Origin of the sequence: Rhizobium aethiopicum (assembly GCF_900094625.1) — a bacterium.
Lineage (GTDB): Bacteria > Pseudomonadota > Alphaproteobacteria > Rhizobiales > Rhizobiaceae > Rhizobium > Rhizobium aethiopicum.
Map to the genome: position 1 here is coordinate 271,361 of NZ_FMAJ01000005.1, position 26,066 is coordinate 297,426.

The 26,066-nt window shown below is 61.3% G+C and carries 24 protein-coding genes; 9 read left to right on the forward strand and 15 right to left on the reverse strand.

What is annotated here, in order from left to right; translation table 11 throughout:
• Positions 1-87: 87 nt before the first annotated feature.
• Positions 88-645, forward strand: coding sequence for a DUF3299 domain-containing protein (locus GA0061105_RS13450; protein WP_064692749.1), 558 nt, complete (start codon positions 88-90; stop codon positions 643-645).
• A 294-nt stretch (positions 646-939) separates the two neighbouring features.
• Here the strand turns inward: GA0061105_RS13450 and katG are convergent, their stop codons facing one another.
• Positions 940-3,126 (reverse strand): catalase/peroxidase HPI, encoded by a 2,187-nt coding sequence (gene katG, locus GA0061105_RS13455; RefSeq protein ID WP_092750919.1) that lies wholly within the window; start codon positions 3,124-3,126, stop codon positions 940-942.
• Positions 3,127-3,270: 144 nt separating this feature from the next.
• On the opposite strand from katG, the gene GA0061105_RS13460 reads away from it, so the two are divergent.
• On the forward strand, positions 3,271-4,185 hold the full coding sequence (locus GA0061105_RS13460) for a hydrogen peroxide-inducible genes activator (protein WP_092750631.1): 915 nt from the start codon (positions 3,271-3,273) through the stop codon (positions 4,183-4,185).
• Positions 4,186-4,230: 45 nt separating this feature from the next.
• Here GA0061105_RS13460 and panB read toward each other — a convergent pair whose 3' ends face one another.
• Both panB and panC read right to left on the reverse strand, forming a co-directional pair.
• Positions 4,231-5,052, reverse strand: a complete 822-nt coding sequence (gene panB, locus GA0061105_RS13465) for a 3-methyl-2-oxobutanoate hydroxymethyltransferase (protein ID WP_092750632.1) — start codon at positions 5,050-5,052, stop codon at positions 4,231-4,233.
• Positions 5,049-5,942 carry a pantoate--beta-alanine ligase gene (panC, locus tag GA0061105_RS13470; protein WP_092750634.1) on the reverse strand — a complete coding sequence of 298 codons (894 nt, stop codon included), beginning with the start codon at positions 5,940-5,942 and terminating at the stop codon, positions 5,049-5,051. The genes panB and panC overlap by 4 nt, the downstream gene beginning before the upstream one ends.
• A 241-nt stretch (positions 5,943-6,183) precedes the next feature.
• On the opposite strand from panC, the gene GA0061105_RS13475 reads away from it, so the two are divergent.
• A complete protein-coding gene (locus tag GA0061105_RS13475; protein WP_064692745.1) occupies positions 6,184-6,660 on the forward strand; it encodes a ProQ/FINO family protein in 477 nt (158 codons plus the stop codon).
• On the opposite strand, the gene repC is transcribed toward GA0061105_RS13475, so the two are convergent.
• The 9 genes from repC to GA0061105_RS13520 form a co-directional block, all read right to left on the reverse strand.
• On the reverse strand, positions 6,653-7,930 hold the full coding sequence (repC, locus tag GA0061105_RS13480; protein ID WP_092750636.1) for a plasmid replication protein RepC: 1,278 nt from the start codon (positions 7,928-7,930) through the stop codon (positions 6,653-6,655). The two genes, GA0061105_RS13475 and repC, sit on opposite strands and share 8 nt — an antisense overlap.
• A gap of 310 nt (positions 7,931-8,240) precedes the next feature.
• On the reverse strand, positions 8,241-9,215 hold the full coding sequence (gene repB / locus GA0061105_RS13485) for a plasmid partitioning protein RepB (protein WP_092750638.1): 975 nt from the start codon (positions 9,213-9,215) through the stop codon (positions 8,241-8,243).
• 69 nt (positions 9,216-9,284) lie between these two features.
• Entirely contained in the window at positions 9,285-10,493 is a 1,209-nt protein-coding gene (gene repA / locus GA0061105_RS13490; protein WP_092750640.1) for a plasmid partitioning protein RepA, read from the reverse strand.
• Positions 10,494-10,733: 240 nt separating this feature from the next.
• Positions 10,734-11,795 carry an ABC transporter ATP-binding protein gene (locus tag GA0061105_RS13495; protein ID WP_064692742.1) on the reverse strand — a complete coding sequence of 354 codons (1,062 nt, stop codon included), beginning with the start codon at positions 11,793-11,795 and terminating at the stop codon, positions 10,734-10,736.
• 22 nt (positions 11,796-11,817) lie between these two features.
• Positions 11,818-12,672, reverse strand: a complete 855-nt coding sequence (locus tag GA0061105_RS13500; RefSeq protein WP_092750642.1) for a sugar phosphate isomerase/epimerase family protein — start codon at positions 12,670-12,672, stop codon at positions 11,818-11,820.
• A gap of 44 nt (positions 12,673-12,716) precedes the next feature.
• Positions 12,717-13,955: an ROK family transcriptional regulator gene (locus GA0061105_RS13505; protein WP_092750644.1), complete on the reverse strand. Its 1,239-nt coding sequence runs from the start codon at positions 13,953-13,955 to the stop codon at positions 12,717-12,719.
• Positions 13,956-13,997: 42 nt separating this feature from the next.
• Entirely contained in the window at positions 13,998-14,840 is an 843-nt protein-coding gene (locus GA0061105_RS13510; protein ID WP_092750646.1) for a carbohydrate ABC transporter permease, read from the reverse strand.
• A complete protein-coding gene (locus GA0061105_RS13515) occupies positions 14,837-15,766 on the reverse strand; it encodes a carbohydrate ABC transporter permease (RefSeq protein WP_064692738.1) in 930 nt (309 codons plus the stop codon). Before GA0061105_RS13515 ends, GA0061105_RS13510 begins: the two co-directional genes overlap by 4 nt.
• A 188-nt stretch (positions 15,767-15,954) precedes the next feature.
• On the reverse strand, positions 15,955-17,253 hold the full coding sequence (locus tag GA0061105_RS13520) for a type 2 periplasmic-binding domain-containing protein (RefSeq protein WP_092750648.1): 1,299 nt from the start codon (positions 17,251-17,253) through the stop codon (positions 15,955-15,957).
• A gap of 343 nt (positions 17,254-17,596) precedes the next feature.
• Between GA0061105_RS13520 and GA0061105_RS13525 the strand changes: the two genes are divergently transcribed.
• Positions 17,597-18,643, forward strand: a complete 1,047-nt coding sequence (locus GA0061105_RS13525; RefSeq protein ID WP_092750921.1) for a Gfo/Idh/MocA family protein — start codon at positions 17,597-17,599, stop codon at positions 18,641-18,643.
• A 29-nt stretch (positions 18,644-18,672) separates the two neighbouring features.
• Here GA0061105_RS13525 and GA0061105_RS13530 read toward each other — a convergent pair whose 3' ends face one another.
• Both GA0061105_RS13530 and GA0061105_RS33380 read right to left on the reverse strand, forming a co-directional pair.
• On the reverse strand, positions 18,673-19,812 hold the full coding sequence (locus tag GA0061105_RS13530; RefSeq protein ID WP_092750650.1) for an ROK family transcriptional regulator: 1,140 nt from the start codon (positions 19,810-19,812) through the stop codon (positions 18,673-18,675).
• 123 nt (positions 19,813-19,935) lie between these two features.
• Positions 19,936-20,121, reverse strand: coding sequence for a hypothetical protein (locus GA0061105_RS33380; protein WP_092750652.1), 186 nt, complete (start codon positions 20,119-20,121; stop codon positions 19,936-19,938).
• A 735-nt stretch (positions 20,122-20,856) separates the two neighbouring features.
• On the opposite strand from GA0061105_RS33380, the gene GA0061105_RS13540 reads away from it, so the two are divergent.
• The 3 genes from GA0061105_RS13540 (at position 20,857) to GA0061105_RS13550 (ending at position 23,038) form a co-directional block, all read left to right on the forward strand.
• Positions 20,857-21,693 carry an alpha/beta fold hydrolase gene (locus GA0061105_RS13540; protein ID WP_092750654.1) on the forward strand — a complete coding sequence of 279 codons (837 nt, stop codon included), beginning with the start codon at positions 20,857-20,859 and terminating at the stop codon, positions 21,691-21,693.
• A gap of 98 nt (positions 21,694-21,791) precedes the next feature.
• On the forward strand, positions 21,792-22,250 hold the full coding sequence (locus GA0061105_RS13545) for a Rid family hydrolase (protein ID WP_092750656.1): 459 nt from the start codon (positions 21,792-21,794) through the stop codon (positions 22,248-22,250).
• Between the two features lie 77 nt (positions 22,251-22,327).
• On the forward strand, positions 22,328-23,038 hold the full coding sequence (locus GA0061105_RS13550; protein WP_092750658.1) for a gamma-glutamylcyclotransferase: 711 nt from the start codon (positions 22,328-22,330) through the stop codon (positions 23,036-23,038).
• Positions 23,039-23,106: 68 nt separating this feature from the next.
• Here the strand turns inward: GA0061105_RS13550 and GA0061105_RS13555 are convergent, their stop codons facing one another.
• Complete coding sequence (locus GA0061105_RS13555; RefSeq protein WP_092750660.1) at positions 23,107-24,006, reverse strand: LysR family transcriptional regulator; 900 nt, start codon at positions 24,004-24,006, stop codon at positions 23,107-23,109.
• Positions 24,007-24,119: 113 nt separating this feature from the next.
• Between GA0061105_RS13555 and GA0061105_RS13560 the strand changes: the two genes are divergently transcribed.
• Both GA0061105_RS13560 and GA0061105_RS13565 read left to right on the forward strand, forming a co-directional pair.
• Positions 24,120-25,052 carry a VOC family protein gene (locus tag GA0061105_RS13560; protein WP_092750662.1) on the forward strand — a complete coding sequence of 311 codons (933 nt, stop codon included), beginning with the start codon at positions 24,120-24,122 and terminating at the stop codon, positions 25,050-25,052.
• Positions 25,053-25,372: 320 nt separating this feature from the next.
• Complete coding sequence (locus tag GA0061105_RS13565) at positions 25,373-26,062, forward strand: hydrolase (RefSeq protein ID WP_092750664.1); 690 nt, start codon at positions 25,373-25,375, stop codon at positions 26,060-26,062.
• The last annotated feature ends 4 nt before the right edge of the window (positions 26,063-26,066 follow it).

Below are 26,066 nucleotides of genomic sequence, written 5' to 3' on the forward strand. Positions count from 1 at the left end.
ACATGGACAAGGGCTTTGACGGCCGAGCGAAATCGGGAGTAGCATCCGCTTGGCAGTGGCCGCCGACACGGCTACCCGGGAGACGCGATGACAAAGCACAGACCTTTTCGCCTGATGTTCGCGGCGCTGGCCTTTGGCTCCGCTTGGCCGATTTCCGGTGCCTTCGCCGCAGCGCAGCCCATCTTCTGGAGCGCGTTGCGGCCGGCTGATCAGGCCAAAGCGATTGTGCCCCCGTCGGGCACAACCGTCAGCGGCCTGCTGGGCGAAACGCTTGCCTGGCATGATGAAGCTCTTCCGGTCGAATTGACGGGTTTCGTTCTGCCGATCGACCGGGACGGCGATCTCGTCTACGAGTTCATGCTCGTCCCCTGGGCCGGAGCCTGCAGCCACATGCCCTCCCCGCCGCCCAACCAGTTGGTGCGTGTCGTTCCGCAAGAGCCTTTGCACCTCGCACGGATGTACGAGACCGTCACCGTGACCGGGACCCTGCGGCCTGGCCTGGACCAGGCGCAATTTTTTATGATCGACGGTGTGCGCGTCCTTACCTATGGCTACAGTATGAGCCACGCCAAAGTGGCGAAAGCGACGGCGACAGTCGATCCTGATCTGCTGTCGCTCTCGCCCTTCGGCGTTCTGCCCCGCTAGCGGGAGCGCCGAGACGCTTCGTCGCGGTGGGCGTCATTGCGGAAGGCTCTCGTCAGCGACGTTTTCGTCACACAAGCGCGAACCCAGCCTGAGCATTGTGAGCGGCCCTGAAGGGCGAGGTGGATGCGGCGCGTTGCGCGTCATGCCCGCGGGCTGCGCTCGTTAGGGTGATGCCGTCGTGCGGCACAGTGGTAGTGCTGGGGCCGTTCGATGATGTCGCCTGAGCTCTGGCGATGCACCCAAAAGAAAAAACCGGGCGCAGCTGTAACTGCGCCCGGCCAAAACTGCGGCCGATCAGACGAGGTCGAAGCGGTCGGCGTTCATGACCTTGTTCCAGGCGGCGATGAAGTCCTTGACGAACTTCTGCTTGGCGTCGGCCTGACCATAGACTTCGGCGAAGGCGCGCAGCTGCGAGTGCGAGCCGAAGATCAGGTCGACGCGGGTGCCGGTCCACTTGGCGGCGCCCGTCTTGCGGTCGCGGCCTTCATAGACGCCGTCCTTGCCGGCGGCGGGAACCCACTGCGTGGCCATGTCGAGCAGGTTGACGAAGAAGTCGTTCGTCAGCGTTTCCGGGCGCGACGTGAGGACGCCATGCTCGGGGTTGCCGGCCTTCAGCACGCGCAGCCCGCCGACGAGGACGGTCATTTCAGGCCCGGTCAGCGTCAAGAGCTGGGCGCGATCGACGAGCGCCTCTTCCGGCTTCATGAACTGCAGGCGCTTGCTGTTCACATAGTTGCGGAAGCCATCGATGCGCGGCTCGAGCGCCGCGAAGGAATGCGCATCCGTCTGGGCTTCGGAAGCATCCATGCGGCCGGGCGTGAAGGGCACGCTGACGGCGTTGCCGCCCGCTGCCGCCGCCTTCTCGACACCGGCGGCGCCGGCAAGCACGATCAGATCGGCGAGAGAGATCTTCTTGCCGCCGGTCTGGGCGCCGTTGAAGTCCTTCTGGATGCCCTCGAGAACACCGAGCACCTTGGCGAGCTGGGCCGGCTGGTTGGCTTCCCAGTCCTTTTGCGGAGCTAGGCGGATGCGCGCGCCATTGGCGCCGCCGCGCTTATCGGAGCCGCGGAAGGTCGAGGCCGATGCCCAGGCGGTCGAAACCAGTTCCTGCACGGTAAGGCCGGTCGCGAGAACCTTTGCCTTCAGATCGGCAATGTCCTTGTCGTCGACGAGGGGATGGTCGACGGCCGGAATGACGTCCTGCCAGATCAGGTCTTCGGCCGGAACTTCAGGGCCGAGGTAACGCACCTTCGGTCCCATGTCGCGGTGAGTCAGCTTGAACCAGGCGCGTGCGAAAGCGTCGGCGAACTGATCGGGATTTTCGAGGAAGCGACGCGAGATCTTTTCGTAGATCGGATCGAAGCGCAGCGAAAGATCGGTGGTCAGCATGGTCGGCACATGCTTCTTGCCCGCCTCATAGGCATCCGGGATGGATGCTTCGGCGTTCTTGGCCCGCCACTGATGCGCGCCCGCCGGGCTCTTCGTCAGCTCCCACTCGTAAGCGAAGAGGTTTTCGAAGAAGTAGTTGCTCCACTTGGTCGGCGTCTGCGACCAGGTGACTTCGAGGCCGGCGGTAATCGCGTCCTTGCCGACGCCGGTGCCGAACGAGCTCTTCCAACCGAGGCCCTGGTCCTCGATCGCGCCGCCTTCCGGCTCTGCGCCGATGAAGGACGGGTCGCCCGCGCCATGGGTCTTGCCGAAGGTGTGGCCGCCGGCGATCAACGCCACAGTTTCCTCGTCGTTCATCGCCATGCGGGCGAAGGTTTCGCGGATGTCTCGCGCCGCAGCGACCGGGTCGGGATTGCCGTTCGGGCCTTCCGGGTTGACGTAGATGAGGCCCATCTGTACGGCGCCGAGCGGTTCTGCGAGCTGCCGTTCGCCGCTGTAGCGCTCGTCGCCGAGCCAGGTGCCTTCGGGACCCCAGTAGAGCTCTTCCGGCTCCCAGACGTCGGCGCGGCCGCCGGCGAAACCGAAGGTCTTGAAGCCCATGGATTCGAGCGCGACGTTGCCGGTGAGGATCAGGAGGTCGGCCCAGGAGATGCGGTTGCCGTATTTCTGCTTGATCGGCCACAGCAGGCGGCGGGCCTTGTCGAGGTTGGCATTGTCAGGCCAGCTGTTCAGCGGCGCGAAACGCTGCTGGCCCTGACCGGCGCCACCGCGGCCGTCGGTGATGCGATAGGTGCCGGCGCTGTGCCAGGCCATACGGATGAAGAGACCGCCGTAATGGCCGAAGTCGGCCGGCCACCAATCCTGAGAATCGGTCATCAGCGCGTGAAGATCCTGCTTCAGCGCGTCGAGATCGAGCTTCTTGAACTCCTCGGCATAGTCGAACTCCTTGCCCAAAGGGTCGGCGCGGCCGGAATTGTGATGAAGAATCTGCACGTTCAGCTGGTTCGGCCACCAGTCACGGTTGGCTCGGCCGCGCGGCGTATTGCCATGGGCTACAGGACATTTGCCTGTGCTGTCAGTGGGGTTGTCCATGATCGTCTCCTTCATTGCTTGATCTGTCTGCGGTTCAAAAAGATGAGCCGAGCTGACGCCCCACTCTCTCCCTTGCAGTCTTCATATCGGAAGCGTTCAATAATTTTAAGTTGGATTTACTGATTGCTGCGATAAGCTGAGATTATGAAGAATCTTACCCTGAAACAGCTGCGTTATTTTGAAGCCCTGGCGCGGGATGGCCGCTTCCGCCGCGCCGCCGACGCCTGCGCCATCTCTCAGCCGGCGCTCTCCATGCAGATCAAAGAACTTGAGCAAGAGTTGGGCAGCGAGCTCTTCGAGCGAAGCTCGCGGGAGGTCAAGCTCACCCCCTTCGGCCAGACGTTTGCGCTCAGGGTCCGCGACATCCTGCGCGCCGTGGACGAGCTGGGGGAATTTGCCCGCGCCTCGCGCGACAGCTTCCTCACGCGGCTGCGCATCGGCATCATCCCGACCATCGCGCCCTATCTGTTGCCGGCCATTATAAACGATCTCAACAAAAGCTTCGCCGGGATTCAGATCGAGGTGCGGGAGACGCAGACGGGCAAGCTGGTTCAGGAACTGGCGCAGGGCCAGCTCGATATGGCGATCGTCGCGCTGCCGGTGTCGGAAGCCTCGCTCACCGAACTCGAGCTTTTCAGGGAGGAATTCGTGCTGGTCAGGCGGCAGGAGGATGGAAACAAGCCGGTGCCCGAGCGTGAGGCGCTGCGTGAAATGCGGCTGCTGCTGCTCGAAGAGGGCCACTGCTTCCGCGACCAGGCGCTGTCCTTCTGCAAGGTGGGCCCGGCCCGGCCGCGCGAGATCATGGAAGGCAGCTCGCTCTCCACACTCGTCCAGATGGTCGGCGCCGGCATCGGCGTCACTCTCATTCCGGAGATGGCCGTTCCCGTCGAAACACGCTCGGCCCATGTGTCGATCTCCCGCTTCCCTTACCCGCAGCCGTCGCGAACGATCGGCATGGTCTGGCGCAATTCGACGCCGATGGCCAAGCAGTTGCAGGAGGTCGCCGAGGCGGTGCGCCGCTCGGCGGAGACGATGCGCAAGCAGCATGCGGGCGGATGATAGGCGATGGCTGTCAGCTGAGTGCCAAAGACCCCTGCCCTCGCCTCAGCTGCGGCGCTTGAACGTATGTTCGGCTGCCGGAAATTTGCGCGCCCGCACCTCCTCGGCGTAGGCGGCGGCGGCGTCCACGACCCTCTTGCCGAGTTCGTCGTAGCGCTTGACAAAACGCGGCCTGAAATCGTTGAAGAGTCCGAGAATATCATCGGAAACCAGAACCTGGCCGTCGCAGGCCGATGATGCGCCGATCCCGATTGTGGGTACGTGAATGCTGGCCGTCACCTCGCGAGCGAGCGGTTCTACCGTGCCCTCGATGACGACGGCAAAGGCGCCCGAGCCGCCGACGGCATGCGCGTCGCGCCGGATCTTCGATGTCTCGTGTTCGGAATGGCCGACGGAACGATAGCCGCCTGCGGTCTGGACCTGCTGCGGCATCAGGCCGATATGGCCCATGACCGGAATTCCGCGCTTGGTCAGGAAGGCAATGGTCTCGGCCATCTCCTCGCCTCCTTCCAGCTTGACGGCATCGCAGCCGGTTTCCTGAAGAATGCGGACGGCGTTGCGGAAGGCGGTCTCCTTCGATTCCTGATAGCTGCCGAACGGCAAGTCGACGACGACGCACGCCTTGGAGACGCCGCGCATGACAGCCTTGCCATGTGCGATCATCATATCGACGGTGACGCCGATCGTGCTCTCCATGCCGTAGAGCACCATGCCGAGCGAATCTCCGACCAGCAGCAGGTCGCAATGCTCATCGAGCAGCCGCGCAATCGGCGTCGTATAGGCCGTCAGGCAGACGATCGGCACACCACCCTTCATGGCGGAGATGCGGGCTGGGGTCAGGCGCTTCTGAGATCCGGCAGCACTCATCTGGTCATTCCCTTTCCTGGCAAGCCCCGCTCGCCGATAAGCTTGTTACCTCCGAGAACCCTGTTGTCGAGAAGCCGTGTCGAACCGAGACTGACGAAGAGCGCGACGACGACAGGTGCTGCGATCGTCGTGACCGGCTCAAGCGTCGCAGCATCCCTCACGGCCACGACTTCGGGCTTTGCCAGTGGCTCGCGACCGAGAAAGGCCATCAGCTTTGCCTCCAGTTCCGCGGGATCCTTAAGGCCGCCGGCGACCAGACGCTCGGCTTCCTCAAGGGTCTGAGGGACGATCACGGCGGCACGCCGCTCTTCAGGGCTGAGATACACGTTGCGTGATGACAATGCGAGGCCGTCGCTGTCCCTGACCGTCGGCACGGATATCACGCGGACGGGCACGGCGAGATCCTCCACCATGCGCTTGATGATGACGACCTGCTGGTAATCCTTCTCCCCGAAATAGGCGGTCTGCGGCTGGACGATGTTGAAAAGTTTGGAGACGACGGTGGCGACGCCGGCAAAATGTCCGGGCCTGACCGCGCCTTCGAGTTCGCGGCCGAGATCGGGAACGTCGACCACCGTCTTCATCGGGCGGGGATACATGTCTTCCACGCCCGGCGCGAAGAGGAAATTCACGCCGGCCTGCTTGAGCATGGCGCCATCGCGTTCGAGATCACGCGGATATTTGCCGAGGTCTTCGGCCGGGCCGAATTGCAGCGGATTGACGAAGATCGAGACGACGACGATGTCGTTTTCGGCCCGGGCGCGCGTGACGAGCTTGATATGGCCGGCATGGAGATATCCCATCGTCGGCACGAGGCCGACCGTACGCCCCTGCCGCTTCAGCGCATCGAGCGTGTGGCGCAGCTCTTCAATATTCGAGAAAACCCGCATACATCCTCCCCGCGGCCGGTCACTCATCTTGGGCGCGGATAAGAAGTGTAATCGATGCCGAAGGTCAATGCACTTCCGTGACAAAAAACGATTAGATGCATGGCAAGCCGATCAGGCCGGCTATATCCGCCCGGAAAAGACGTCTCGAGCCGGCTTGTTGCGGGGCTAGCAATCTGCGATCTGCGCCTCTATCTACCCTCTCCGTCAAGATACCATCACAGTCGGCCGTTATGGAGGATGCATGGACAAACCCTGGAAGATCAGCCGCGGGCCGATTGCGGCGACCGAGCTCGACGTGGAGAAGGCAAACGCGATCAACACGCTGTTGATCCGGCCGGTCGGCGTGCTTCCGGCCAAGGCCGGTGATCCGGTCCTCCCTTTTGCCGTCGGCCTCTTCAACGAGCTGCGCCCGCTCCTGAAGCCCGATGCCGGCGTGACGACGCTGAGGCGCGCGACCGCTGCCTATGTCCATTGCCGGCGCTATTATTTCGCCAGCGCCCAACCCGATTCCATGCGCCATAACCTTGACGGCGAGCCCGTCGAAGCGCTGTCGGAGGAAGACCGCTTGGTCGCGCAGAAGCGTTTCCTGAGCCTCAAGCATAGCGCCGCCAGAGCCGAGGAGCCCGAACCGGCGCCCGTGGTTCCTCCTCCCGTCATCAGCAAGAACGAACAGATCCGCGCCGCCCTTCTGCGCGGCAGGAAGAACGCCGTCAGCTGACCCTGGCGACAGCCGAGCTTTTTGCCCGCAGCAGCGCCATCAGCATCGGACCCAACGCAAATTCATCTCGCTCAGCGCGCCGCGTGAGGTCCCGGAGATAGCCGCCGGCGGAATGGATGCACCCTCCCCTTTGCAGGATGCAGGCCATGACGGTGGCGGCGTTTTCCGGTCCCATCACTGAGCACGCCTGCTCATAGGCAGACGGGCTGACGTGAAGCATCGCGCGCACGACGATAACAGCCGTCATCAGATCCCGCCAACTGCGGATCGCGCCGCCCGGGCCGTAATCGGCAATGTCGGGGCAGGCCCGGAGAATCATGGCGAGCGGGAAGGATTTCGGTTTCCCGGCGCTCATTCGGATGGTAAGGCGCGGCCCATCCCCGCCATTCGCCTGCGCTTCCAGCCCCTCATCGTCAGGTTTCATCCCCTGCTGATCATCCGCCGCCCCCCGCCCGGTTTTCCCTGGTTCAAATTCAGATATGGATTCAGGGTTGGAATTCTGTATCTGGCGCTCAATCTGGGATTCACTGGCGCTCGGCAATTGCATTTTCTCGTGCGATTCCAGCAAGTTGACGATATCTGCGCGTGTTTTCTCCAGTTCTTCGAGGATCGGCGCAAGGTTTTCCACACTTGCCGCACTCGGAATGCGCTGCAGGATCGTCTGGAACATTGAAGACATGCGCTCCCAATCGCCTGGAACGGCTTCCTCGACGGCCGCGGAAATCAGCTTGGCGATGTCGCGCCGGCAGATCGTCAGCCGCTCCTTCATGGTGCGCAGCATCTGGCGGTCGGCGGCGATCCGCGCCGCTGTCGTTTCGATTTCACCGGCGCGGGCGAGAAGCGGGGCGAGGCTGAAGCCGTAGGCCTCGTCGATCCCGCCTTCCCGGCCGCGGCGCACATAACGCTTGCCGTTCGGGCTGTCCCTTCGGGAGATGAGACCGGCTTCGACCAGCACGGCAAGGTGCCGGCGCAAAGTGGCGGCGGCCATGCCGCGGGCTCGAAGCGAAAGCTGCACGTTCGATGGGAAGACCACCAGCGCCTTTTCGCTGGAGAGTTCATCTTCGGGATAAAAACTCAGCAGCGCATCGAGCACCGTCAACGCCCGGTCGGTCACGTCGAGCCCTGCCCGCGCCTCGCAGACCGATCGGAAGAGCTTCCATTTGTTGCGCGTCGTCCCGGCCGCGATCGCTTCGCCGCGCCGCTGTTTCAGCAGCATGGCAAGCGACATCGGCCGCCGCCCGAAGGGCGTCGTCACATATTCACTCTCCATTTCCTTTACCTCCATTCAGGCAAAAGAAATCCGCTCACCGAAACGATGCGAGGGAAAAAGTGCTACAGCGTCGTTTGCGCGTCTAAAGCGCGCCGCGATCTTCAGATTCGCTTTGCGCTTTAGGCTTTGTTTTCGCGCACGTCGTTGCCGCAAAACCGCGGCACACTTTTACGCGACATGCTTTGGAAAGACGCAAGGGTGCTGCAAGACTCTTGACTGGGATTCGTGAAAATGCGATTCTCTGTCTTGCTAAGGATGTGAGAAGGGCTTCCACGACTCGTTCGTTTGGGGGCCTTTTTCTTTTGCGGGTTCAGTCTCCTTTTTTGCTCTCCTCGGCGAGGAATTGCTCATAGAGCGCATCCAGCCTGTTGGAGAGAAATTCTCCGAAGCGGCCGGCATTCCTCGCCTTCATCGAGAGGGAGAACGCCCTGCCGTCATTCTTCATTTCCGCCTCGACCGCCTTGTCCCGCGGCTGCCATTTCACCTTCCTTGCGGTGACGGCTTTCTTCACCGGCCGCGCGTTTTTATTGAGTGCCGCATAGAGCGTCTCGAAACGTTTGTCGGAAGATAATCGCGGAAAGTTGGCGTCTTGCAGGACCTTGGCGACACTTGCCGCGTTGGCCGCCTTGCCGGCGAGCAGCGAAAGCTCCACCCAGCGCTCGCGGCCGACACCCGGCGCTGGGCCGATCGCCTGGACGACCGCCGGCGAGATGCGATCCATCACCGACAGCATTTTCGAGACTGAAGCCGCATTGGCGGCAAGGGCCGTCGAGACTACCTCCCTATCGTAACCGAGTTCTTCCAGCCGCCGGGCGAACAGCGCGCGCTCGATGAAGGTGAGGTCGGCTCGCGCCGAATTCTCCTGACCCTGGGCAATGACATGGGTGCGATCATCAATCGTTTTGACGACGGCGCGGATATTGCGGCCGAGTTCGCGGGCGGCGCGCAGCCGCCGGTGGCCGAAAACCACCTGATAGCGCCCGTCGATGCGTGCGTGCGGACGCACTAGGATCGGCGTATCCTGCCCGCGCGCCCGGATCGCTTCCACCAGTGCGTAGAAATCCTCGTCGTCCTCGGATAGGCGGTCCTTGACGAAGGAGGCTTCGACGAGATCGGGGTCGAGATCGACTACCGCCTCGCCCTCTAGGAATTTCTCCGCCTGCTTGGCAAGTTCATCCAGCGAGCGCACGAGGGACCGGCCTGCCCCGCGCATCGGATAATTCGGCGCGCCCGCGTTTTCGTCAGGCATATCGGCCAGCCCTTCAAGCAGATTCTTTCGTGCCATTGCTTCCTCCGATTGCGGTCATTGCATTGATTCGGTTCACGGAAACGACAAATTTGTCAGCCGACAAATTCACCGCCCCCATGCCTGGTGAATAAGGCTGGCGATCTCGGCGTTGACGGCGTCCATCGCCTCGATCGCGCGATCATAGGTTCCCCGGTTCATCGAGGCCCGCTCGACCTCGTAGAGCGTCTGTTTGGTGATCCCGGCGTCCGAGATCGCCGTCGATTTGACCATCTGGTTCTTCAGCATGAATTCGTGGAACATCGTCGACATGAAGCCGACCATCTGCGCCTGCGGCACATCGGTTGGCTCGTAGCGGGTGATGAGATAGCGGTACCAGGAGAGGTTCACCTCGGCGCCGGCGGCGCGGATGGGCTTCAGAATGCCACCGAGCATCAGCAGGAACTGGCCCATCGACATGACGTCGAGCATCTGCGGATGGATGGTGATCAAGACGCTTGATGCCGCCGTCAGCGCCGTCAGCGTGAGGTAGCCGAGCTGCGGCGGGCAATCGATGACGACGACGTCGTAGCGGTCGTCTACCTCGGCGAGCGCGCGCGAGATGCGGGTGAAGAAGGTCTTGCCGTCATTGCTCGATTTGTCGGCCATGGCCAGCGGCGTATCATATTCATATTCCTGCAGGTCGAGATTGGCCGGCACGATATCGAGGCCGGGAAAATTCGTCTTGTGGATGATCTCAGAGAGCGGCTTCCTGTCGCCGTCATAGCGGATCGCCTCATAGAGCGAGGAGGACTGGTCGAATTCCGGCTGGAAGCCGTGCAGCGAAGAGAGGGAGGCCTGCGGATCGAGGTCGACGGCAAGCACGCGATGTCCGGTCAGCGCCAGATGCTGGGCGAGATGGGCTGCGGTCGTTGTCTTGCCCGAGCCTCCCTTGAAGTTGACGACGGCGATCACCTGCAGTTTCTCATGGTCGCGGCGATGGGGCACATACATGCGGCTCTCGGAGCGGCCATGCTCATCGAGATAGCGCCTGAGCTCCAGCATCTGCTCGGCGCTGTAGGAGCGCCGGCCGGAGGCCGAGGTTAGGGGGCAGGGACCTCTGCCTTCAAGATGCAATTTCTTCAGCGTGCTCTGCGACGCCCCGACGTAATTGGCGACCTCGGCAAGAGAGAAGCTGCGCAGCGTCTTCTTCGCGTTCGGCGGGAAGCGCTGCACGCTGAGCAGATGCAGCTTCTTCGAAATCACGTCGCCGTGTTCGAGGATCTGATCCTCGAAATGCAGCGGCGCGGCCTTCAAGGCGTTTGAATTAGCGTTCATCGGCAGCAATCTCTCGGATAACGATTTTCGGGACCAAAAGCCCCTGTAACCGTTATTATCCGCGATTCTCCGATACCGGCCAAGAAATTAAAGGTTAACGCATATTAACCTTTTCGGCGCCCGTTCAAGCACTTGGCGGCTCTCTCACGATGCTTGAAAGGACCGGGAATTTTGGGCCGGGAGCGCGGCGAACGCGCCCCCGGCGGCGCCCGGCCGAAGGGGAGGGGGCATTCGGCGGGCTTAACTCAGTGGCGCTTCGCCTGCTGTAATGCGCTGCTCGTCTGCGCCGAACAAGTGAACGGTGTCGTGACCAGGGGCGATCCTCAAGACGTCACCGGGGGCGGCCCTGATCCGCTCGCGGAAGACGCAGGTCAGCGTCTGCCCTCCTAGCCGGACGATGACGAGGGTTTCCGACCCTGTGGGCTCAACGACGACAGTCGTCACCTCGATGCCGTCAGGGTCCATTCGGAGATGTTCGGGGCGAATGCCGTAGGTCACGGCGTCCCTGGGGTGGCGCTCGCTCGGCAGGAGCAGGCCGTCCTCGGTCCGGAAGCCGTTTTCCGTCATGCTGCCCTTGATGAAATTCATCGCCGGCGAGCCGATGAAGCCGGCGACGAAAAGATTGTTCGGACGGTCATAGAGTTCGAGCGGCGAGCCGGACTGTTCAATCAGCCCGTCCTTCATGACGACGATCTTGTCGGCCATCGTCATGGCCTCGATCTGGTCATGGGTGACGTAGATCGTCGTCGTCTGCAGCCGCTGATGCAGCTCCTTGATCTCCGAGCGCATCTGCACGCGGAGCTTGGCGTCGAGGTTCGATAAGGGCTCGTCAAAAAGGAAGACGGCCGGATCGCGCACGATCGCGCGGCCCATGGCGACGCGCTGCCGCTGGCCGCCCGAAAGCTGCTTCGGATAACGCTCCAGGAGGTTTTCCAGCCCGAGGATCTTCGCCGCATTGCCGACGCGTTGGTCGACCTCCGATCTCGGCATGCGTTTCAGCCGCAGCGAGAAACCCATGTTCTTGGCCACCGTCATGTGCGGATAGAGCGCGTAGTTCTGAAACACCATGGCGATGTCGCGATCCTTGGGCGCAAGCTCGTTGACGATGTGCCTGCCGATCTGGATCTTCCCCGAGGTGATGTCCTCCAGCCCGGCGATCATCCTCAGAAGCGTGGATTTGCCGCAGCCGGACGGGCCGACCAGCACGACGAATTCGCCGTCGCCGATATCAACCGACACGCCTTTAATTGCTTTGAACGCCCCGTAATCCTTGCGCGCATTGCTGACCGAAACATGGGCCATGGATTTCCTCCCGAATTCGCCGTCAAAGTCCGTTGAGGACACTTTTGAGATAATCGAGGCCGAGGCGCTCGCCCTCCTTGCGTGCAGAGAGATCCTTGCCCGGCCAGCCATAGGCGGCATCCTCGTGCTCGATCGACAACGTGCCGTCGAAACCGTAGCCGCGCGCCTGCCTGAGGAAACGCGGCCAGTCGAGCAGGCCGAGCCCTGGCAGCTTGTATTGCCACCAGCCCTTGCCGTGATAGCCGATCGCCTGCAGGGCCTCGGCATCGATCGCCGTATCCTTGGCGTGCAGGATGACGATGCGATCCTTTACCGCTTCCAGCGCCCGATAGGGATCGACACCGATGCGGATGAGGTGCGAGGGATCGAATTCGAGTCCGAAGCGGCGGTCCTCGATCCGGCGGAAAAGCTCCTGCCATCCCTTCGGCGTCGTCCCGACGAAATTGTCCTTTGGTCCCGGCCAGTTCTCGATCGCGAAGGTAAGGCCGCTTGCCTGTGTCTCTGCGATCAGCCCGTTCGCGAAGTCGGCGAAGTCGTCGTAATTGGCCTCGTCGCTCGCCGTGTCGTTCCGCCCGGGGAAGATCACGAAGATCGGGACGCCCGCTTGCCCAATGGCGCTTGCAAATTCTGAAGTTCTTACCCGAAGCTCCCGGCGTTTGTCGCGGTCGGCATCGAGCTGGTTGCCGAAAAGAGCGATCGACGAGACGAAGAGGCCGCGGCTTCTTGCCAGCGAGACGGCGTCGGCTACCCGCTCGGGCGTTTTGATATGGCCGCCGACATCGATCTCGATCGCTTCGAACCCCGCCGATGCGGCGAAATCCACCACTTCCTCCAGCGGGCGGTCGTTGAATGTCGAGGTATAGAAGCCGATCTTCATCATATCCTCCGATCTTCATCGAGATCCGGGGCCTTGCGGCCGTTTCAACTGTTCAGCCGATCCATGAATTTGAGCGGCGAGCGCGTGCGCTGCGCCACATCAGCCGATGCAAGCATGAGGGCCGCCGCCATCGGCATCGCGGCCGCGCCCATGGCCGAGGCGTCCTCGCCGATCGAGGCGCGATGCAGCGAGGGCAGGTTCGTGTCCTCCGCGTCGAGATGTTCGTGCACATAACGCAGCAATTCATCGACGATGCGGATCGGCAGCCGGCCGCCGACGAGCACGGCGTCGGGATCGACGATCATGGCGATATGTTTGACGGCGACGGCGAGATGCGCGCTCATTTCCTTCAGCCATTGCGAAACGAGGCGTTTGCCGCGCGCATCGAGCGCCAGCAGATCCTGGGGAACGCTCACCTTGATCCCGTGCCGGGCGAGGAAATCATAGAGGAAGAACAGCGAGAAGATCTCGCCGAGAAGCTGGACCTTCTGCGCTTCGCCGTCGCGGCCGTCGGCAATCGGAAGCCAGCCGATCTCGCCGCTGAGGCCCATGGCGCCGCGATGGCCGTTGCCGTCGAGCACGAGGCCGCCGCCCGGACAGGCATTGACGGCGATATAGAAGAAACTGCTGCTTTCCGCGCCGAGGCCGTAATCGAGTTCGGCAAGGGCCGCCGCATTGGCCTCGTTTTCGATGAAGACGGGATGCTGCGTCAGGTTTTCGATGGCTGCACGCACGTCGAAATCAGTCCATTCCTGATAGCTATCGGGCTTGCCGAGTAGCGAGATCTCGCCGAGCCAATCGGGCATTGCCAGCCCGATGCCGCAAAGACGCGCGTCATCGATCAGCCGGCTGCGCTGGAAATGTGAGATCGCATCAGCTGTCAGCTGCATGAATTCGGCCGGCAGGATGAAACGTTTCTCGTGATGCACGCGGGCGCGCACATTGCCGACGGCGTCGACGGCGAGGATCGTCAGGTGGTCGCGATCGATGTTGATGCCGATGGCGTAATAGGCATCCGGATTGATCTCGAGTTCGATCGCCGGCTGTCCTCTCAGCCCATGCCGCCGGCGCGCCTCCATGATCAGGCCCTCGTCGAGCAGGCGATCGACGATCCGGGCGATCGCCGGTTTGGTGAATCCTGTTCGCCTGGCGATTTCGGCGCGCGAAATCGGCGCCTGTCGGTGGATGCAGCGCAGAACGACAGCCCTGTTGTGCTCGCCGGCATCTTCGACATTGGCGCCCGTCAGATCGGGGGAGTGCCTGGCGCCGAGTGTCTGGTTCATGTGTTCAATCCTTCCTCACGCTAGAGAGTGAAGCAGCTCCCTTCATCCCTTCACCGCGCCGCTGGTCATCGCGCCGAGGATCAGCCTCTGGAGCGACAGGAAGGCGACGATCGCCGGTACGACCGAAATCAGGCAGGCGGCGGCAAGCAGCTGGATGGACGAGTCGGTCTGCATGCCGCGGAAGTTAAAGATTCCGACGCCGATCGGCATCAGGTCATTTTTGGTCAGCAGCAGGAAAGGCACCAGGAATTGCGACCAGCCGGCAATGACTGTGATGATGAAGACGGAAGCGATGCCTGGCGCCGACAGCGGCAGGATGATGCGCCAGAAGACCGAGAAGCGGTTGCAGCCGTCGATCATCGCCGCCTCGTCGAGGCTGCGCGGAATGCCATCGACGGTGCTTTTCAACAGCCAGGTCGCCAGGGGAACGCCGAGGGCGATATAGACCATGACGACGGCAAAATGCGTATCCAGCAGGCCGAGGCGGTTCATGTAGCGATAGAGCGGTACCATGATGACCAGCGGCGAAATCATCTGGAAGAGCAGCAGCCCCATCATCGAAAGGCCCTTGCCGCGGAAGTGGAAGCGGGAGAATGCGTAAGCGGCGGGCAGGGCAACGATCAACACGCCGAGCCCGCTCAGAGCCGCAAGCTTCAAGCCGTTCCAGAGATAGATCGGGAAATAGCTGTTGTTGAGAACCGTGATGAAATTCTGGATAGTGGGATTGTCGGGAATGTAACGCGCCGCGCCGCGATAGACCTCGCGCTTGTCACGCAGCGCCATCGAGAGGAGATAGGTGAGGGGGCCGGCGAAGAAGACGAACATCACCAGCATGAAAAGATAGCTCATGGCATCGCCGAGCCGGGTTCCGGTGCGTCCGCTCATTGCTCTTCCTCCTTCGGCAGGAACGACGCATAGACGAAGGCAAGCCCGAGGCTGATGATCAGCATCAGGACGGAGAGCACGCTGCCGCCGGAGAGATCGTAATTTCGGAAGACGATGTTGAAGACGTAGAGCGAGATCACCTCGGTCGCGCGCCCGGGGCCGCCGCCCGTCAGCGTGATGATCGCATCGAAGGTGTTCACCGTCTGGATGGTGATCAGGATCATGTTGACGAGAATGGCGGCGCGCAGCTGCGGCAGCGTCACGAACAAGAACTGCTGCGATGCGGTTGCGCCGTCGACCTCTGCCGCTTCATAGAGCGAGGGATCGATCGATTTCAGCGCCGCGTACATGACGACCATCGAGAAGGCCGTGCCGCGCCAGATGTTGGAGATCAGCGTCGACCACGGCGCCATCGCCGGGTCGGAAAGCCAGGCGACGGTCGGCATGTGCATCAGCCTGAGAATGCTGTTCAACGCGCCATAAGGCGCTTCGGAAAACAGCATCTGCCAGATGATGCCGCCGGCAATGCCGGGCACGACCCAGGCGACGAGCGCCGTCGTCCTCAGGATCGTGGTGCCGAACAGGCCGCGCTTTTCCCCGCGAATGACGGTGACGGCGACCGCAAGGCCCAGGATCTGCTGGCCGATGACGCTGCCGCCGACGAAGATCAGCGTCGCCCAGAGAATATCCGGCAGCTGCGGCGAACTCAGCGCATTGGCGATCGACCCCAGCGTATAGTCCTGGGTATCGCCGATCAGCGTCGCATTTGTGAAGGAAAGCCGGAAAACGTCGATGACGGGATAAAGGTAGAATATGCCGATGACGATGATCACGGGCATGATCCAGGGCAGCGGCGCGCCGGCGAACCGGCGCATGAACGTTCTGCTTTGAGGCGGGCTGTCGGCCTCGATGGCAATAGGGCTCATTGGTTTCTCTGTCCCAGTTCGTAAGGATGGCCGCCCTCACCCTAACCCTCTCCCGCTCGCGGGGAGAGGGGACGTGGCCCCGCGAGAGGTGGATGGGAACGAAGAGCTTGCGGCATATTCCCTTCTCCCCGCTTGCGGGGAGGTGGCGGCAGCCGGATGAGGGGCTGGCCGCCAGGGACGCCGTGGCATCACAGACGCTTGTAAGCCTCCATCGCCGCGCTGAATGCGGCATCCAGGGCTTCTTCCGGTTTCTTCGTTCCCGAGAGCACGTCACCCATCATGATCTGGATCTGGTTCGAGATCTCGGGATAGATCGGCACGCCCGGGCGCGCCTGGCCGTCGACAAGCGCATTGGCGAAGGTCTTGTTGGCTTCCGTCGAGAACACCTCGTACTTGTCGAACAGCGACTTGCGGGTGGGCAACTGCTGCTGCAGCGCATTTGCCGGCCCCATATAGACCTCGCGCGCCAGATTGGCGCACATTTCGATCTTCTCCTTGTCCTTGCTGAAGGAGGCGATCGTCCAGCCGCCGGTGCCGGTCGAGCGTTCATTGGCCGACGGGCCGGGGATCGGCGAGAAGGTCCAGTTCTTGAATTCCTCTTCGTCGAGCGTCGACTTCAGCTGCGCATACTGCCAGTTGCCACCGATAAAGAGGGCCGTCGTCGCCGCAGCTGCCGCGGCATTCATGTCGTCGTAGTTGGCGATCGTGGTGACGCGCTTCGGCGCTGCGCCGGAATCAACGAGATCCTTGAAGTAGTTCAGCGCCTTCAGGAATTTCTCCTTATTCTCGCCTTCGCCGAAGACCGGCTTGCCGGAATCATCGACGAGCTTGCCGCCGAGCGCCCAATAATTGGCGAGCCAGTCGAAGGTCGTGCCTTCCCAGCGTCCGCCGTTGAAGAGCACGCCTTCCATGCCTTCCTTGGTGGAGGCGAGCGCAGCCTTCTTCAGGTCGTCCCAGGTCGCAGGCGCATCTGCAACGACAGACTTGTTGCGGTAGAGCACGCGAAGGTCCGTATCCCACCACCAGGCGCGGATCGTCTGGTCCTTGTCGGTGATGCCGCTGCGGATGAAGGGGAAGAGATCGTCCACTTCTTCCTTGGAGAAATAGGGCGTGAAATCCGCCAGCACCTTGTTGACCATGAACTGCGACAGCACGAAGGAGTCGACGGCGGCGCAATCCGGAGCATTGCCGGCCTTGGCCTGCTCCAGCATCTTGGCCTGTTCGGTGCCGATATCCGAGGACATGAATTGCATCTGCAATTTCCAGTCCGGGTGCTTCTTGATGAAATCAACGAAGAGCTTCTGGTAGCCCTCGGCGATGGCGGGATCGGAATTGTTCGGGCTGTCGTTCGTCAGGCGGACGACGAGGGTTTTGGCCGCATCGGCAGTGCCGATCCGGTCTTTGCTGGCAAGTTCCTGGGCAAAAATCGTCGATGCTGAAAATAAGACAGTGCTCAGCGCCAATGCGCTGACGGTTGCGCTCTTCATGATGGGTCTCCTCCCCATTTTGAACGAATACAGCCTGGCGGTCGGTTGACCTCTCCTCATTTCCGTGCTGCATTAATTAGATTAAGTTACTTTGATTTGATGTCAAGCCAGAGCTTGGGAGGTTGAGATGCTGGCGACATTCAACAGCAGCTAGCGCGCGTCCCGGTTTTCGGAAGGGATGCGCGTTAAAATTTAGGTATCGAGTGTGCCTCACCGCCGCGCGGCGCATCCGCCCCACAATTTCCTGAAGAATCGCTAGAGCGATCGCGGATGGCCGCGATGGCGTCGGTTTGTTTTGGCTCGGCCGCAGCAGCAGCGGAAACTGAAACCCATGGAGGAGAAGATGCGTTTACTCATTCTCGGAACCGGCGGCATGGCCAATCAGCACGCCGCCCACTTCAAGGCGATCGAAGGCGTCAGCGTCGTCGGCGGCGTCGATGTCGTGCCGGAGCGGCTGGCCGCCTTCTGCACCGAACACGGCATCGCCAATCATTTCACCACACTCGAGGAGGCGCTCGCCTGGGGCGAGTTCGATGCGGTGGCGAACGTCACCCCTGACAGCATCCACCACCCGACGACGCTCCAGGCCGTCGCCGCCGGCAAACATGTCTTCTGCGAAAAGCCGCTCGCCACCGATGCCGTGAAAGCGATGGAAATGACCGAGGCGATCGAACGGGCCGGCAAGGTCGGCATGGTCAACCTCACCTATCGCAACTCGCCGGCGCTGCAGAAGGGCCGGCAGATGGTGCTCGCCGGCGATATCGGCGCGGTGCGCCATCTCGAGGCGTCGCATCTGCAAAGCTGGCTGGTCGGCCGCCACTGGGGCGATTGGAAGAGCGAAAGCAAATGGCTGTGGCGGCTCAGTAAAAAACACGGCTCTAACGGCGCTCTCGGCGATATCGGCATCCACATCGTCGATTTCGCCTCCTATGGCTCCGGCCTCGACATCGCCCATGTCTTCGCGCGGCTGAAGACCTTCGACAAGGCGCCGGATCATAGGATCGGCGAATATGATCTCGACGCCAATGACAGCTTCACGATGAATGTCGATTTCACCAATGGCGCGATCGGCACGATCCAGGCGACGCGCACCGCCGCCGGTCAGCTGGATCAGCTGCGCCTCAGGGTCTATGGCGAAACCGGATCGGTCGAGATGATCTATGATACCGGCAAATCGACGCTGCGCGCCTGTCTCGGAGAGGACGTGCACACGGCGACCTGGCGCGATGTGCCCTTCGATCCTGTGGAGACGAACTACCAGCGTTTCGTTCAGGCCGTGCGGGTGGGCAAGACCCAGGAGCCCTCCTTCCGTCGCGCCGCCAATATCCAGAAGGTACTCGACAAGGCGCTCGCCTCCGATCTCAGCCACGCCGACGAGGCGCTCGACTGAGCCGGATAAAGTGCGCTGCAGTTCTGGGTTCAGGCCGAAGCCGGCGGCAGCAGCAGCGTGTTGAGGAAGGGCAGGAGGGCGGCACCCAGCGCCACGCCGCCGCCGCTGAAGCTTGCCGGCCGCATCGGCGAAATCCAGGGCGTCAGCAAGGGTCTGGTCGAGGTGTCGCGCCGCTCGACGGAGAGCTGATGGATCAGGGCCTGGATCACGCCCTGCGGCAGGTCGCCGCCGATCATCACGACGCTCGGGGCGATGAAGCCAGCCATGGCGATGATCGGGTCGAGCAGGTGGCCCGCGGCCTCGCGTATCCATTGCGACAGCGACGGCGATGAGAACTCCTCGCCCTTCAGCAGGCGCGCGAAGTCCTGGTCGCCGATGCGTGAGCGCAGGGAGCTGAAACCGACGACGGTGTTGAGCTGGAGATTGTCTGGCCCGGTCAGCATTTCACCGATGCTGCCCGCCCGCCCGTGCACGCCGGAATAGGGAATGCCCCGGATGAGGAAGCCAGCCTGCACGTCATCGTCGATGATGATCATCGCCAGCCCACCTTCCGGCGTCGAACTGCCGATCGTGCGCTCGGCAAGCAGGCTCGCCGTGCATTCGTTCTCGACATAGAGAGGCGCGACCATCGACATCGCCGAGAGCTGCTCGCTCCGCGCATCGCTCCAATTATTGGCGGCGATCCCGAGCCCGACGATCGGCGATGTCGCATGCCGATCGACCATGTCCCGGGCCGCTGCATGCACCGCGCCGACGCCGTCTTCCTGTTCCACGTCGAAATAAACCCGGTCATGCACCTGGCCGCTCAAATCGATCAGCACGATCTCGCCACGCGTCCGGCGAAGCTTGACGCCGATCGAAAACGCCCCCTCCGGCCGCAGCGCAAACTCCGTGGCCGTCGCCCCACCGCCGAGCCCATTGCGCCGGTTCGACGTCACGAGCTTCTCTTCGGCGAGCCGCCGCAGGATATTTGTGATGCCAGGTCCGGTCAGCCCGCTATGGCGGCCAAGCTCGGTGCGCGTCAGCGGCCCATGCCGGCGGATGGCCTCCAGAATGACGCGAATATTCCGGTCGGCAATCTCACCTGACCTCAGCCCAACCGTTTTGGCGCGCGGGGCGCCCATCTCCTGAGTACGAAGCCGACGCGGCCCTGACCGAAGATACCGCATGACTGTCTTTCTTGAGAGCGCTATCCCGGTTGTGTAGCACGCTTGTCGATTTTCGTAACGATTTTCCGGGGCATCATCGCTTCCGACGGCGTATTTCCTGATCCTGTGGAGCAGCCATGCGATTTAATAGCTGCAAGGACGATCGTTGCCAAAGCCGTCGCGGCAGGCAGGTCTGAGTCCATAGTCGACGCTGCTATATCCAACCGAGCCGGTCTGCACGGAGTCGGTCGAGCTCGTCGTGCAGGAAGACGCCACGACAACCACAACTATGGCTGCCACGAATGCCAATGATTTTCGAATTTGAAACATCCTACCCTCCCTCGATGCTCGAAAGCCGGCGGTTTCCTATGACTGACGGAAATAGCGCTGATCCGAAACGTGATAACTGTCACTGCCAATCAAGATTTTGTTATTGCTTGACATGGATTCACGGTTTCAAACCGAGAACGTCTGCTGTGAATCCAGCCACCAAAGGTCGACGGGGAATATGTCGCCCGAATGGAAGCCCCAGACCCGCGAAGGCGGGTTGCTGAATATGGTCGAGATAGAGGTGGCATTCTAAGCAACACGTGCCTCGACCTCCAGATCATTTATAGGGGCTCTTTTGCTCGTTTTGAAAGAGGCGTCACTTGGTGCAGTTGCTCGAGACGCCTGTTCCAACATCGTTGAAATCATCTGTCTGACCATCCTCGGATCCCACGCGATTAAGCGGTCTTTGCCGACAGTAGTGATCCGGTTTGCTCTACAGACGTTCCGGGCCAAACCTCTGATTATTTCACTCGAGGCAATAAATTCTAAATAATTCTCGCAATTGTGGATGTGAGGATACGGCGGCAATATCACCCCTATCAGACGAACACGGCGTCGCCTGAAGTTTTCAATAACGAAATCACAGGACGGAGATCACCCAGCCTCCTTATTCCATAACCCGCCGAGACGCGCTGCTGTCCATAGGCGCCACAGCAGGGGCCATGGCATTTCACCCTTTCTCAGCCTCGCAGCCAATGCTGCTCCCAGCATGACCTAATCGAAGGAACCAAGACCATGGCCTATGTAACCACCAAAGACGGCGTTGAAATCTTCTACAAGGATTGGGGCCTTAAGGACGCCCAGCCGATCATGTTCCACCATGGATGGCCGCTGTCGTCCGACGACTGGGATGCGCAGATGCTGTTTTTCCTGTCGAAAGGTTTTCGCGTCGTCGCCCATGACCGTCGTGGCCATGGCCGATCCGCCCAGGTGGCCGATGGTCACGATATGGACCATTACGCAGCCGATGCCTTTGCCGTCGTCGAGGCGCTCGGCCTGAAGAATGTCGTCCATATCGGTCATTCCACCGGTGGCGGCGAGGTCGCCCGTTATGTGGCCAAGCATGGCGAGCCTGCCGGCCGCGTCGCCAAAGCGGTTCTCGTTTCGGCCGTGCCGCCGCTGATGCTCAAGACCGAGACCAATCCCGAAGGCCTACCGATGGAAGTGTTCGACGGATTCCGTTCGGCCCTTGCCGCCAACCGCGCGCAGTTCTTCCGCGACGTTCCAGCCGGGCCGTTCTACGGCTTCAACCGAGAAGGCACCAAGGTGCAGGAAGGGGTGATCCAGAACTGGTGGCGGCAGGGAATGATGGGCGGCGCTAAAGCCCACTACGACGGTATCAAGGCCTTCTCCGAAACCGACCAGACGGAGGACCTGAAGGCAATCACCGTTCCTGTGCTCGTGCTGCATGGCGAGGACGACCAGATCGTCCCGATTGCGGACTCGGCGCTGAAGTCGGTGAAGCTTCTGAAGAACGGTTCGCTAAAGACCTACCCCGGCTTCTCGCATGGCATGCTGACCGTCAATGCCGATGTGCTGAACGCCGACCTCCTCGCCTTCCTAAAGGCCTGAGCGGTCCTGGCGACGAGTGCGTGCCTCCCACGCACCCGTCGCCTCCCGAACCATCCACGAGCGCTCGGCGCGCTACCCTCTTTGGTAAGGAACCCACCATGACCAACAACTCCAACGCCAAAACGGTCGCCAATCATGGCGTCGCCTGGGAGCGCGCCTTCGGATACGTCCAGGCTGTCCAGGTCAAGGGCACGATCTATGTTTCCGGGCAGCTGAGCCACGATGACGACGGTAAGCTCATCGCTCCGGCAGAACTCGACGCCAATGGTCGACCTGTGGACTTCTCGCGGATGGAGGAGCAGATCCGCCAGACCTACGTCAATGCGAAAAAGCTCCTCGCCAAATTTGGCGCCACACTCGATGATGTCGTCGAAGAGACCCTGTACGTTCTTGATGTTCCGAGCGCATTCGCCGCAGGTTCGACGGTTCGCAAGGAAATGTACGCCACGGACATGCCGCAGTGCGCCAGCAATCTGATCGGCGTTTCCGCGCTGGCCTTTGCTGAACAGATCGTCGAAATCGCATTTCGTGCGGTGATAGACAAGCCCGTTGATTGATCAGGCGACAGCTACACCCAAGAACCGCCGGACGCGGATGGTCCTCCGGCGGTTATCTCCTTGAAACGGTTCCCACCATGCGAAAAACACTCGCCGCCAACACACGGGTACAGGTTGCCATGCAACTGACCCCCGATCTCGTAGCCAAAACCTTCAAGCCAGTCGAAGACGAGGGCCCGGAGCCCAACTGGACCCCGATCTCGTCTCAGCAACTCGATGAACTCGTCAGCAGAGTCGAGCAGGAGGCCGGCGACGAGGAGATATGGGTGTTCGCTTATGGATCCTTGATGTGGAACCCGGGCTTTGAAGTGGCCGCAAGGGAAGATGCGGTTGCGTACGGGTGGCATCGTGCGTTCTCGTTGAGGATAGAACGGCTGAGGGCCACCTCCGATGCGCCGGGTGTGATGCTGGCGCTTCGGCCGGGAGGCAGTTGTTCGGGCCTCGTCCTGAAGTTTTCCTGCGCGACGAAGAAGCAGAATCTGCGTACGCTTCTGGCGCGGGAAATTCGATATGCCGAGGTGTGCGACATGGTGCGATGGGTTTCAGTCAAGACGCCGACGGGTACACGTCGCGCAGTGACATTTTGGGCGAGCACGAAGCGATCGCGGCTCACGGAGAAGATACCGCTCGATGAAGCAGCAGTGTTGATCGCTCAGGCATGCGGACCGGCGGGGTCGTGCGCGGAATACCTGCATCGGACGGTCTTGGATCTGGCGGGCCGGAACATCTTAGATCGAAACCTGTGGCAGCTACAGCAAATGGTCGCCACAAGACTACGGGCACTTTAACAGGATGGTTCTATGTGAGAGAAGGTGCACATCTTCTCCAAATCCGTGATGATGCGCGGCGGTATCCGTCAATCCAACATGACCATCTGGGCCGCAACCTGCTCTTCGAAGAACTTCGAGAATGAAGCAATGCGTGGTGGAAGCGCTTGGTACGGCGGGTAAAACAGCGTCAGCCACAGGTCAGGCGGCGCCCATCCCTTGAAGACGTGAACGAGACGACCGCTCCTGATGTGATCGGCGATGTTGAATCCTGGAAGCAGCGCGACACCTGCACCGTCGGCGGCCATGTCCGCCAGTACCTCGCCACTGTTGGCGCTGAAGGCACGACCCGCCGAGATCGTGATACTTGAGCCGCCGTCGGACAATAGCCAGTTTTCTCGCCGGCTCTCGCCGCTATAGGCGAGGCAGTCGTCTGGCTTTAGTTCGTTGGGATGTTGCATATCGGCGAAACGGCTCCCCGGGGCCGCGACCAGGATGCGTGGCACTACTCTGATCTTTCTCCAGATCGTGTACTTGTCGGATGGCTGGGATGAGATGCGGATCGCCAGATCATAGTCGTCATCGACGATGTTCACCAAACCGTCGGACAAGGAGATCTCGAAGCTCATCTTCGGATAGCGTTCCTTGAAACCTGACAGGATCGGCGGCAGCACCGTCTTGCCGAACCAGGTGGGCGCGCTGATCCGGAGCCGCCCTTCGTCGGCCTTGTGTGCATTCATCACATCCCGGCGCGCTTCTTCCAGCGTCTTAACCGCTGGCTGGATCTGGGCAGCGAAGATTGCGCCGTCGGTCGTCAGCGAGACCTGCCTCGTCGTGCGCACGAAAAGCTGCACGCCAAGTTCCGCCTCGAGCGCTGCGATCGCGCGTGTGACGGCCGCAGGCGTCATGTCCAGCTCACGCGCGACCTGGGCGAAATTTCGTTTCTCGGCTGCGAGCAGGAAGGTTCTGAGGGCTTTATAATCGTTCATGTTATTGTTTCAAGATTTGCAATTCAATCGAGAGGAATATTGCAATACCCGATGGCGATCAACGTGCGTAGTTTTGAGATCAACAATTTCAACGCCCACTGAAAGGCATCTCCATGATCAAGGACATCAAGGGACTGCACCACGTGACTTCGATGGCATCGGACGCGCGGCAGAACAATCGCTTCTTCACCGATACTCTCGGCCTGCGCCGTGTCAAGCAAACGGTCAACTTCGACGACCCCCGCGTCTATCACCTCTACTACGGTGACGAGACAGGCTCCGCCGGGACTGTGATGACCTATTTCCCGTTCCCGAACATGGTGCTCGGCCGCTCCGGCGTCGGCGAGGTCGGCGAGACCCAGTTCTCGGTGCCGAAAGGCTCGCTGAAGTTCTGGCGGGATCGATTCACCGCTCAAGGTGTGGACGGCCTGGAAGTGGACACCGTCTTCGGTGCGAACCGACTTCGCTTCATGGGACCGGACGGCGACGGGTTTGCGCTGATCGAATCCCCCGACGACGCGCGGGCTCCGTGGGTTGTTGATGGAATCCCAGACGATGGGGCCATCCGCGGTTTCGCGGGTGCAAGGTTCAGCCTTCATGACACCGCTGCGACCGAAGAGCTGCTCGGCTTCATGGGCTATCAGCGCGCCGAGAAGGAAGGCGATGTGACCCGCTTCGTTATCCCCGATGGCAACGGGGCGGATACGATTGATCTCGCAGCATTGCCGAAGACGCCTTTTGCGCGTCCGGGCGCAGGTTCGGTTCACCACATCGCCTTCGCCGTCGACAACCGTGCGAAGCAGCTCGAGGTGCGCAAGTCCCTAATGGACACGGGCTATCAGGTCACGCCCGTCATAGACCGCGATTACTTCTGGGCCATCTACTTCCGTACACCTGGCGGAGTTCTGTTCGAGGTCGCCACGAACGAGCCGGGGTTCGATCTGGATGAGGACACGGCGCATCTCGGGGAGGCTCTCAAACTCCCGAGCAGATACGAGGACTACCGCGACGAGATCCAGGCCAATCTTGTGCCGCTGACGGCCTGAGCAGCAAACTCCCGACACAGCCGCGATAAGAGCGCCGCGTTCCGAAAGGGCCGCGGCGCTTTCCATTTCACCGCGCTAGCAGTCAATCTATTGTTACAAATATCGCAATTCAATAGAAATTCTTATTGCAATTCCGTACGCGTTAGCCGCGCGATACGTTTATTTTCAGCAGCCAAGACAACGAGTGAGCCGGCTCCGAGACGGACCCAGCAACACTTAAAGGATTGCAGAACGGGCGTCGCGCGGGCGTCCGATCAATCGCTGCTGCCCATGTCTAACACCGCAACAGGCGGTCCAAACAAACCGAAGAGGAATTGACCATGTCCAAGCTCGAAGTCCTGACCCCGGCAAACAGCCAGCTCATCTTCATCGACCAGCAGCCGCAGATGGCGTTCGGGGTCCAGTCGATCGATCGTCAGACGCTGAAGAACAATGTCGTCGGCCTCGCCAAGGCCGCCAAGATCTTCAACATCCCGACCACGATCACCACAGTTGAGACGCAATCCTTCTCGGGTAACACGTATCCGGAGCTGCTTGCCGTTTTCCCGGAGAACGACCTTCTCGAACGCACCTCGATGAACTCCTGGGACGACCAGAACGTCCGCGACGCGCTGGCGAAGAACGCCGCCGAGGGCCGGAAGAAGATCGTCGTCTCCGGTCTGTGGACCGAAGTCTGCAACACGACGTTCGCGCTCTCGGCTCTCCATGACGTTCCCGAATACGAGATTTACATGGTTGCCGATGCTTCCGGCGGCACTTCCTCCGACGCACACAAATACGCGATGGATCGCATGGTGCAGGCAGGCGTGATTCCGGTCACCTGGCAGCAGGTCCTGCTCGAGTGGCAGCGCGACTGGGCTCGCAAGGAGACCTACGATGCGGTCACGACCCTCGTAAAGGAACATTCGGGCGCTTACGGCATGGGCATCGACTATGCCTACACGATGGTTCACGGCGCAGAGGAGCGTGTCAAGCACGGTAAGCGCATCGGCCCGAACCCCGCGAAGTAACGGC

Bases quoted from the DNA above. Each gene is read 5' to 3' on its own strand.
- katG (WP_092750919.1), bottom strand. From the start codon at position 3,126: ATGGACAACCCCACTGACAGCACAGGCAAATGTCCTGTAGCCCATGGC.
- repB (WP_092750638.1), bottom strand. From the start codon at position 9,215: ATGGCACGAAAGAATCTGCTTGAAGGGCTGGCCGATATGCCTGACGAA.
- repC (WP_092750636.1), bottom strand. From the start codon at position 7,930: ATGGAGAGTGAATATGTGACGACGCCCTTCGGGCGGCGGCCGATGTCG.
- GA0061105_RS13515 (WP_064692738.1), bottom strand. From the start codon at position 15,766: ATGAGCCCTATTGCCATCGAGGCCGACAGCCCGCCTCAAAGCAGAACG.
- panB (WP_092750632.1), bottom strand. From the start codon at position 5,052: ATGAGTGCTGCCGGATCTCAGAAGCGCCTGACCCCAGCCCGCATCTCC.
- GA0061105_RS13555 (WP_092750660.1), bottom strand. From the start codon at position 24,006: ATGAACGATTATAAAGCCCTCAGAACCTTCCTGCTCGCAGCCGAGAAA.
- repA (WP_092750640.1), bottom strand. From the start codon at position 10,493: ATGAACGCTAATTCAAACGCCTTGAAGGCCGCGCCGCTGCATTTCGAG.
- GA0061105_RS13550 (WP_092750658.1), top strand. From the start codon at position 22,328: ATGCGAAAAACACTCGCCGCCAACACACGGGTACAGGTTGCCATGCAA.
- GA0061105_RS13525 (WP_092750921.1), top strand. From the start codon at position 17,597: ATGCGTTTACTCATTCTCGGAACCGGCGGCATGGCCAATCAGCACGCC.
- GA0061105_RS13475 (WP_064692745.1), top strand. From the start codon at position 6,184: ATGGACAAACCCTGGAAGATCAGCCGCGGGCCGATTGCGGCGACCGAG.
- GA0061105_RS13545 (WP_092750656.1), top strand. From the start codon at position 21,792: ATGACCAACAACTCCAACGCCAAAACGGTCGCCAATCATGGCGTCGCC.
- GA0061105_RS13540 (WP_092750654.1), top strand. From the start codon at position 20,857: ATGGCCTATGTAACCACCAAAGACGGCGTTGAAATCTTCTACAAGGAT.
- GA0061105_RS33380 (WP_092750652.1), bottom strand. From the start codon at position 20,121: ATGTTTCAAATTCGAAAATCATTGGCATTCGTGGCAGCCATAGTTGTG.
- panC (WP_092750634.1), bottom strand. From the start codon at position 5,942: ATGCGGGTTTTCTCGAATATTGAAGAGCTGCGCCACACGCTCGATGCG.
- GA0061105_RS13495 (WP_064692742.1), bottom strand. From the start codon at position 11,795: ATGGCCCATGTTTCGGTCAGCAATGCGCGCAAGGATTACGGGGCGTTC.
- GA0061105_RS13505 (WP_092750644.1), bottom strand. From the start codon at position 13,955: ATGAACCAGACACTCGGCGCCAGGCACTCCCCCGATCTGACGGGCGCC.
- GA0061105_RS13510 (WP_092750646.1), bottom strand. From the start codon at position 14,840: ATGAGCGGACGCACCGGAACCCGGCTCGGCGATGCCATGAGCTATCTT.
- GA0061105_RS13520 (WP_092750648.1), bottom strand. From the start codon at position 17,253: ATGAAGAGCGCAACCGTCAGCGCATTGGCGCTGAGCACTGTCTTATTT.
- GA0061105_RS13565 (WP_092750664.1), top strand. From the start codon at position 25,373: ATGTCCAAGCTCGAAGTCCTGACCCCGGCAAACAGCCAGCTCATCTTC.
- GA0061105_RS13530 (WP_092750650.1), bottom strand. From the start codon at position 19,812: ATGCGGTATCTTCGGTCAGGGCCGCGTCGGCTTCGTACTCAGGAGATG.
- GA0061105_RS13500 (WP_092750642.1), bottom strand. From the start codon at position 12,672: ATGAAGATCGGCTTCTATACCTCGACATTCAACGACCGCCCGCTGGAG.
- GA0061105_RS13560 (WP_092750662.1), top strand. From the start codon at position 24,120: ATGATCAAGGACATCAAGGGACTGCACCACGTGACTTCGATGGCATCG.
- GA0061105_RS13460 (WP_092750631.1), top strand. From the start codon at position 3,271: ATGAAGAATCTTACCCTGAAACAGCTGCGTTATTTTGAAGCCCTGGCG.
- GA0061105_RS13450 (WP_064692749.1), top strand. From the start codon at position 88: ATGACAAAGCACAGACCTTTTCGCCTGATGTTCGCGGCGCTGGCCTTT.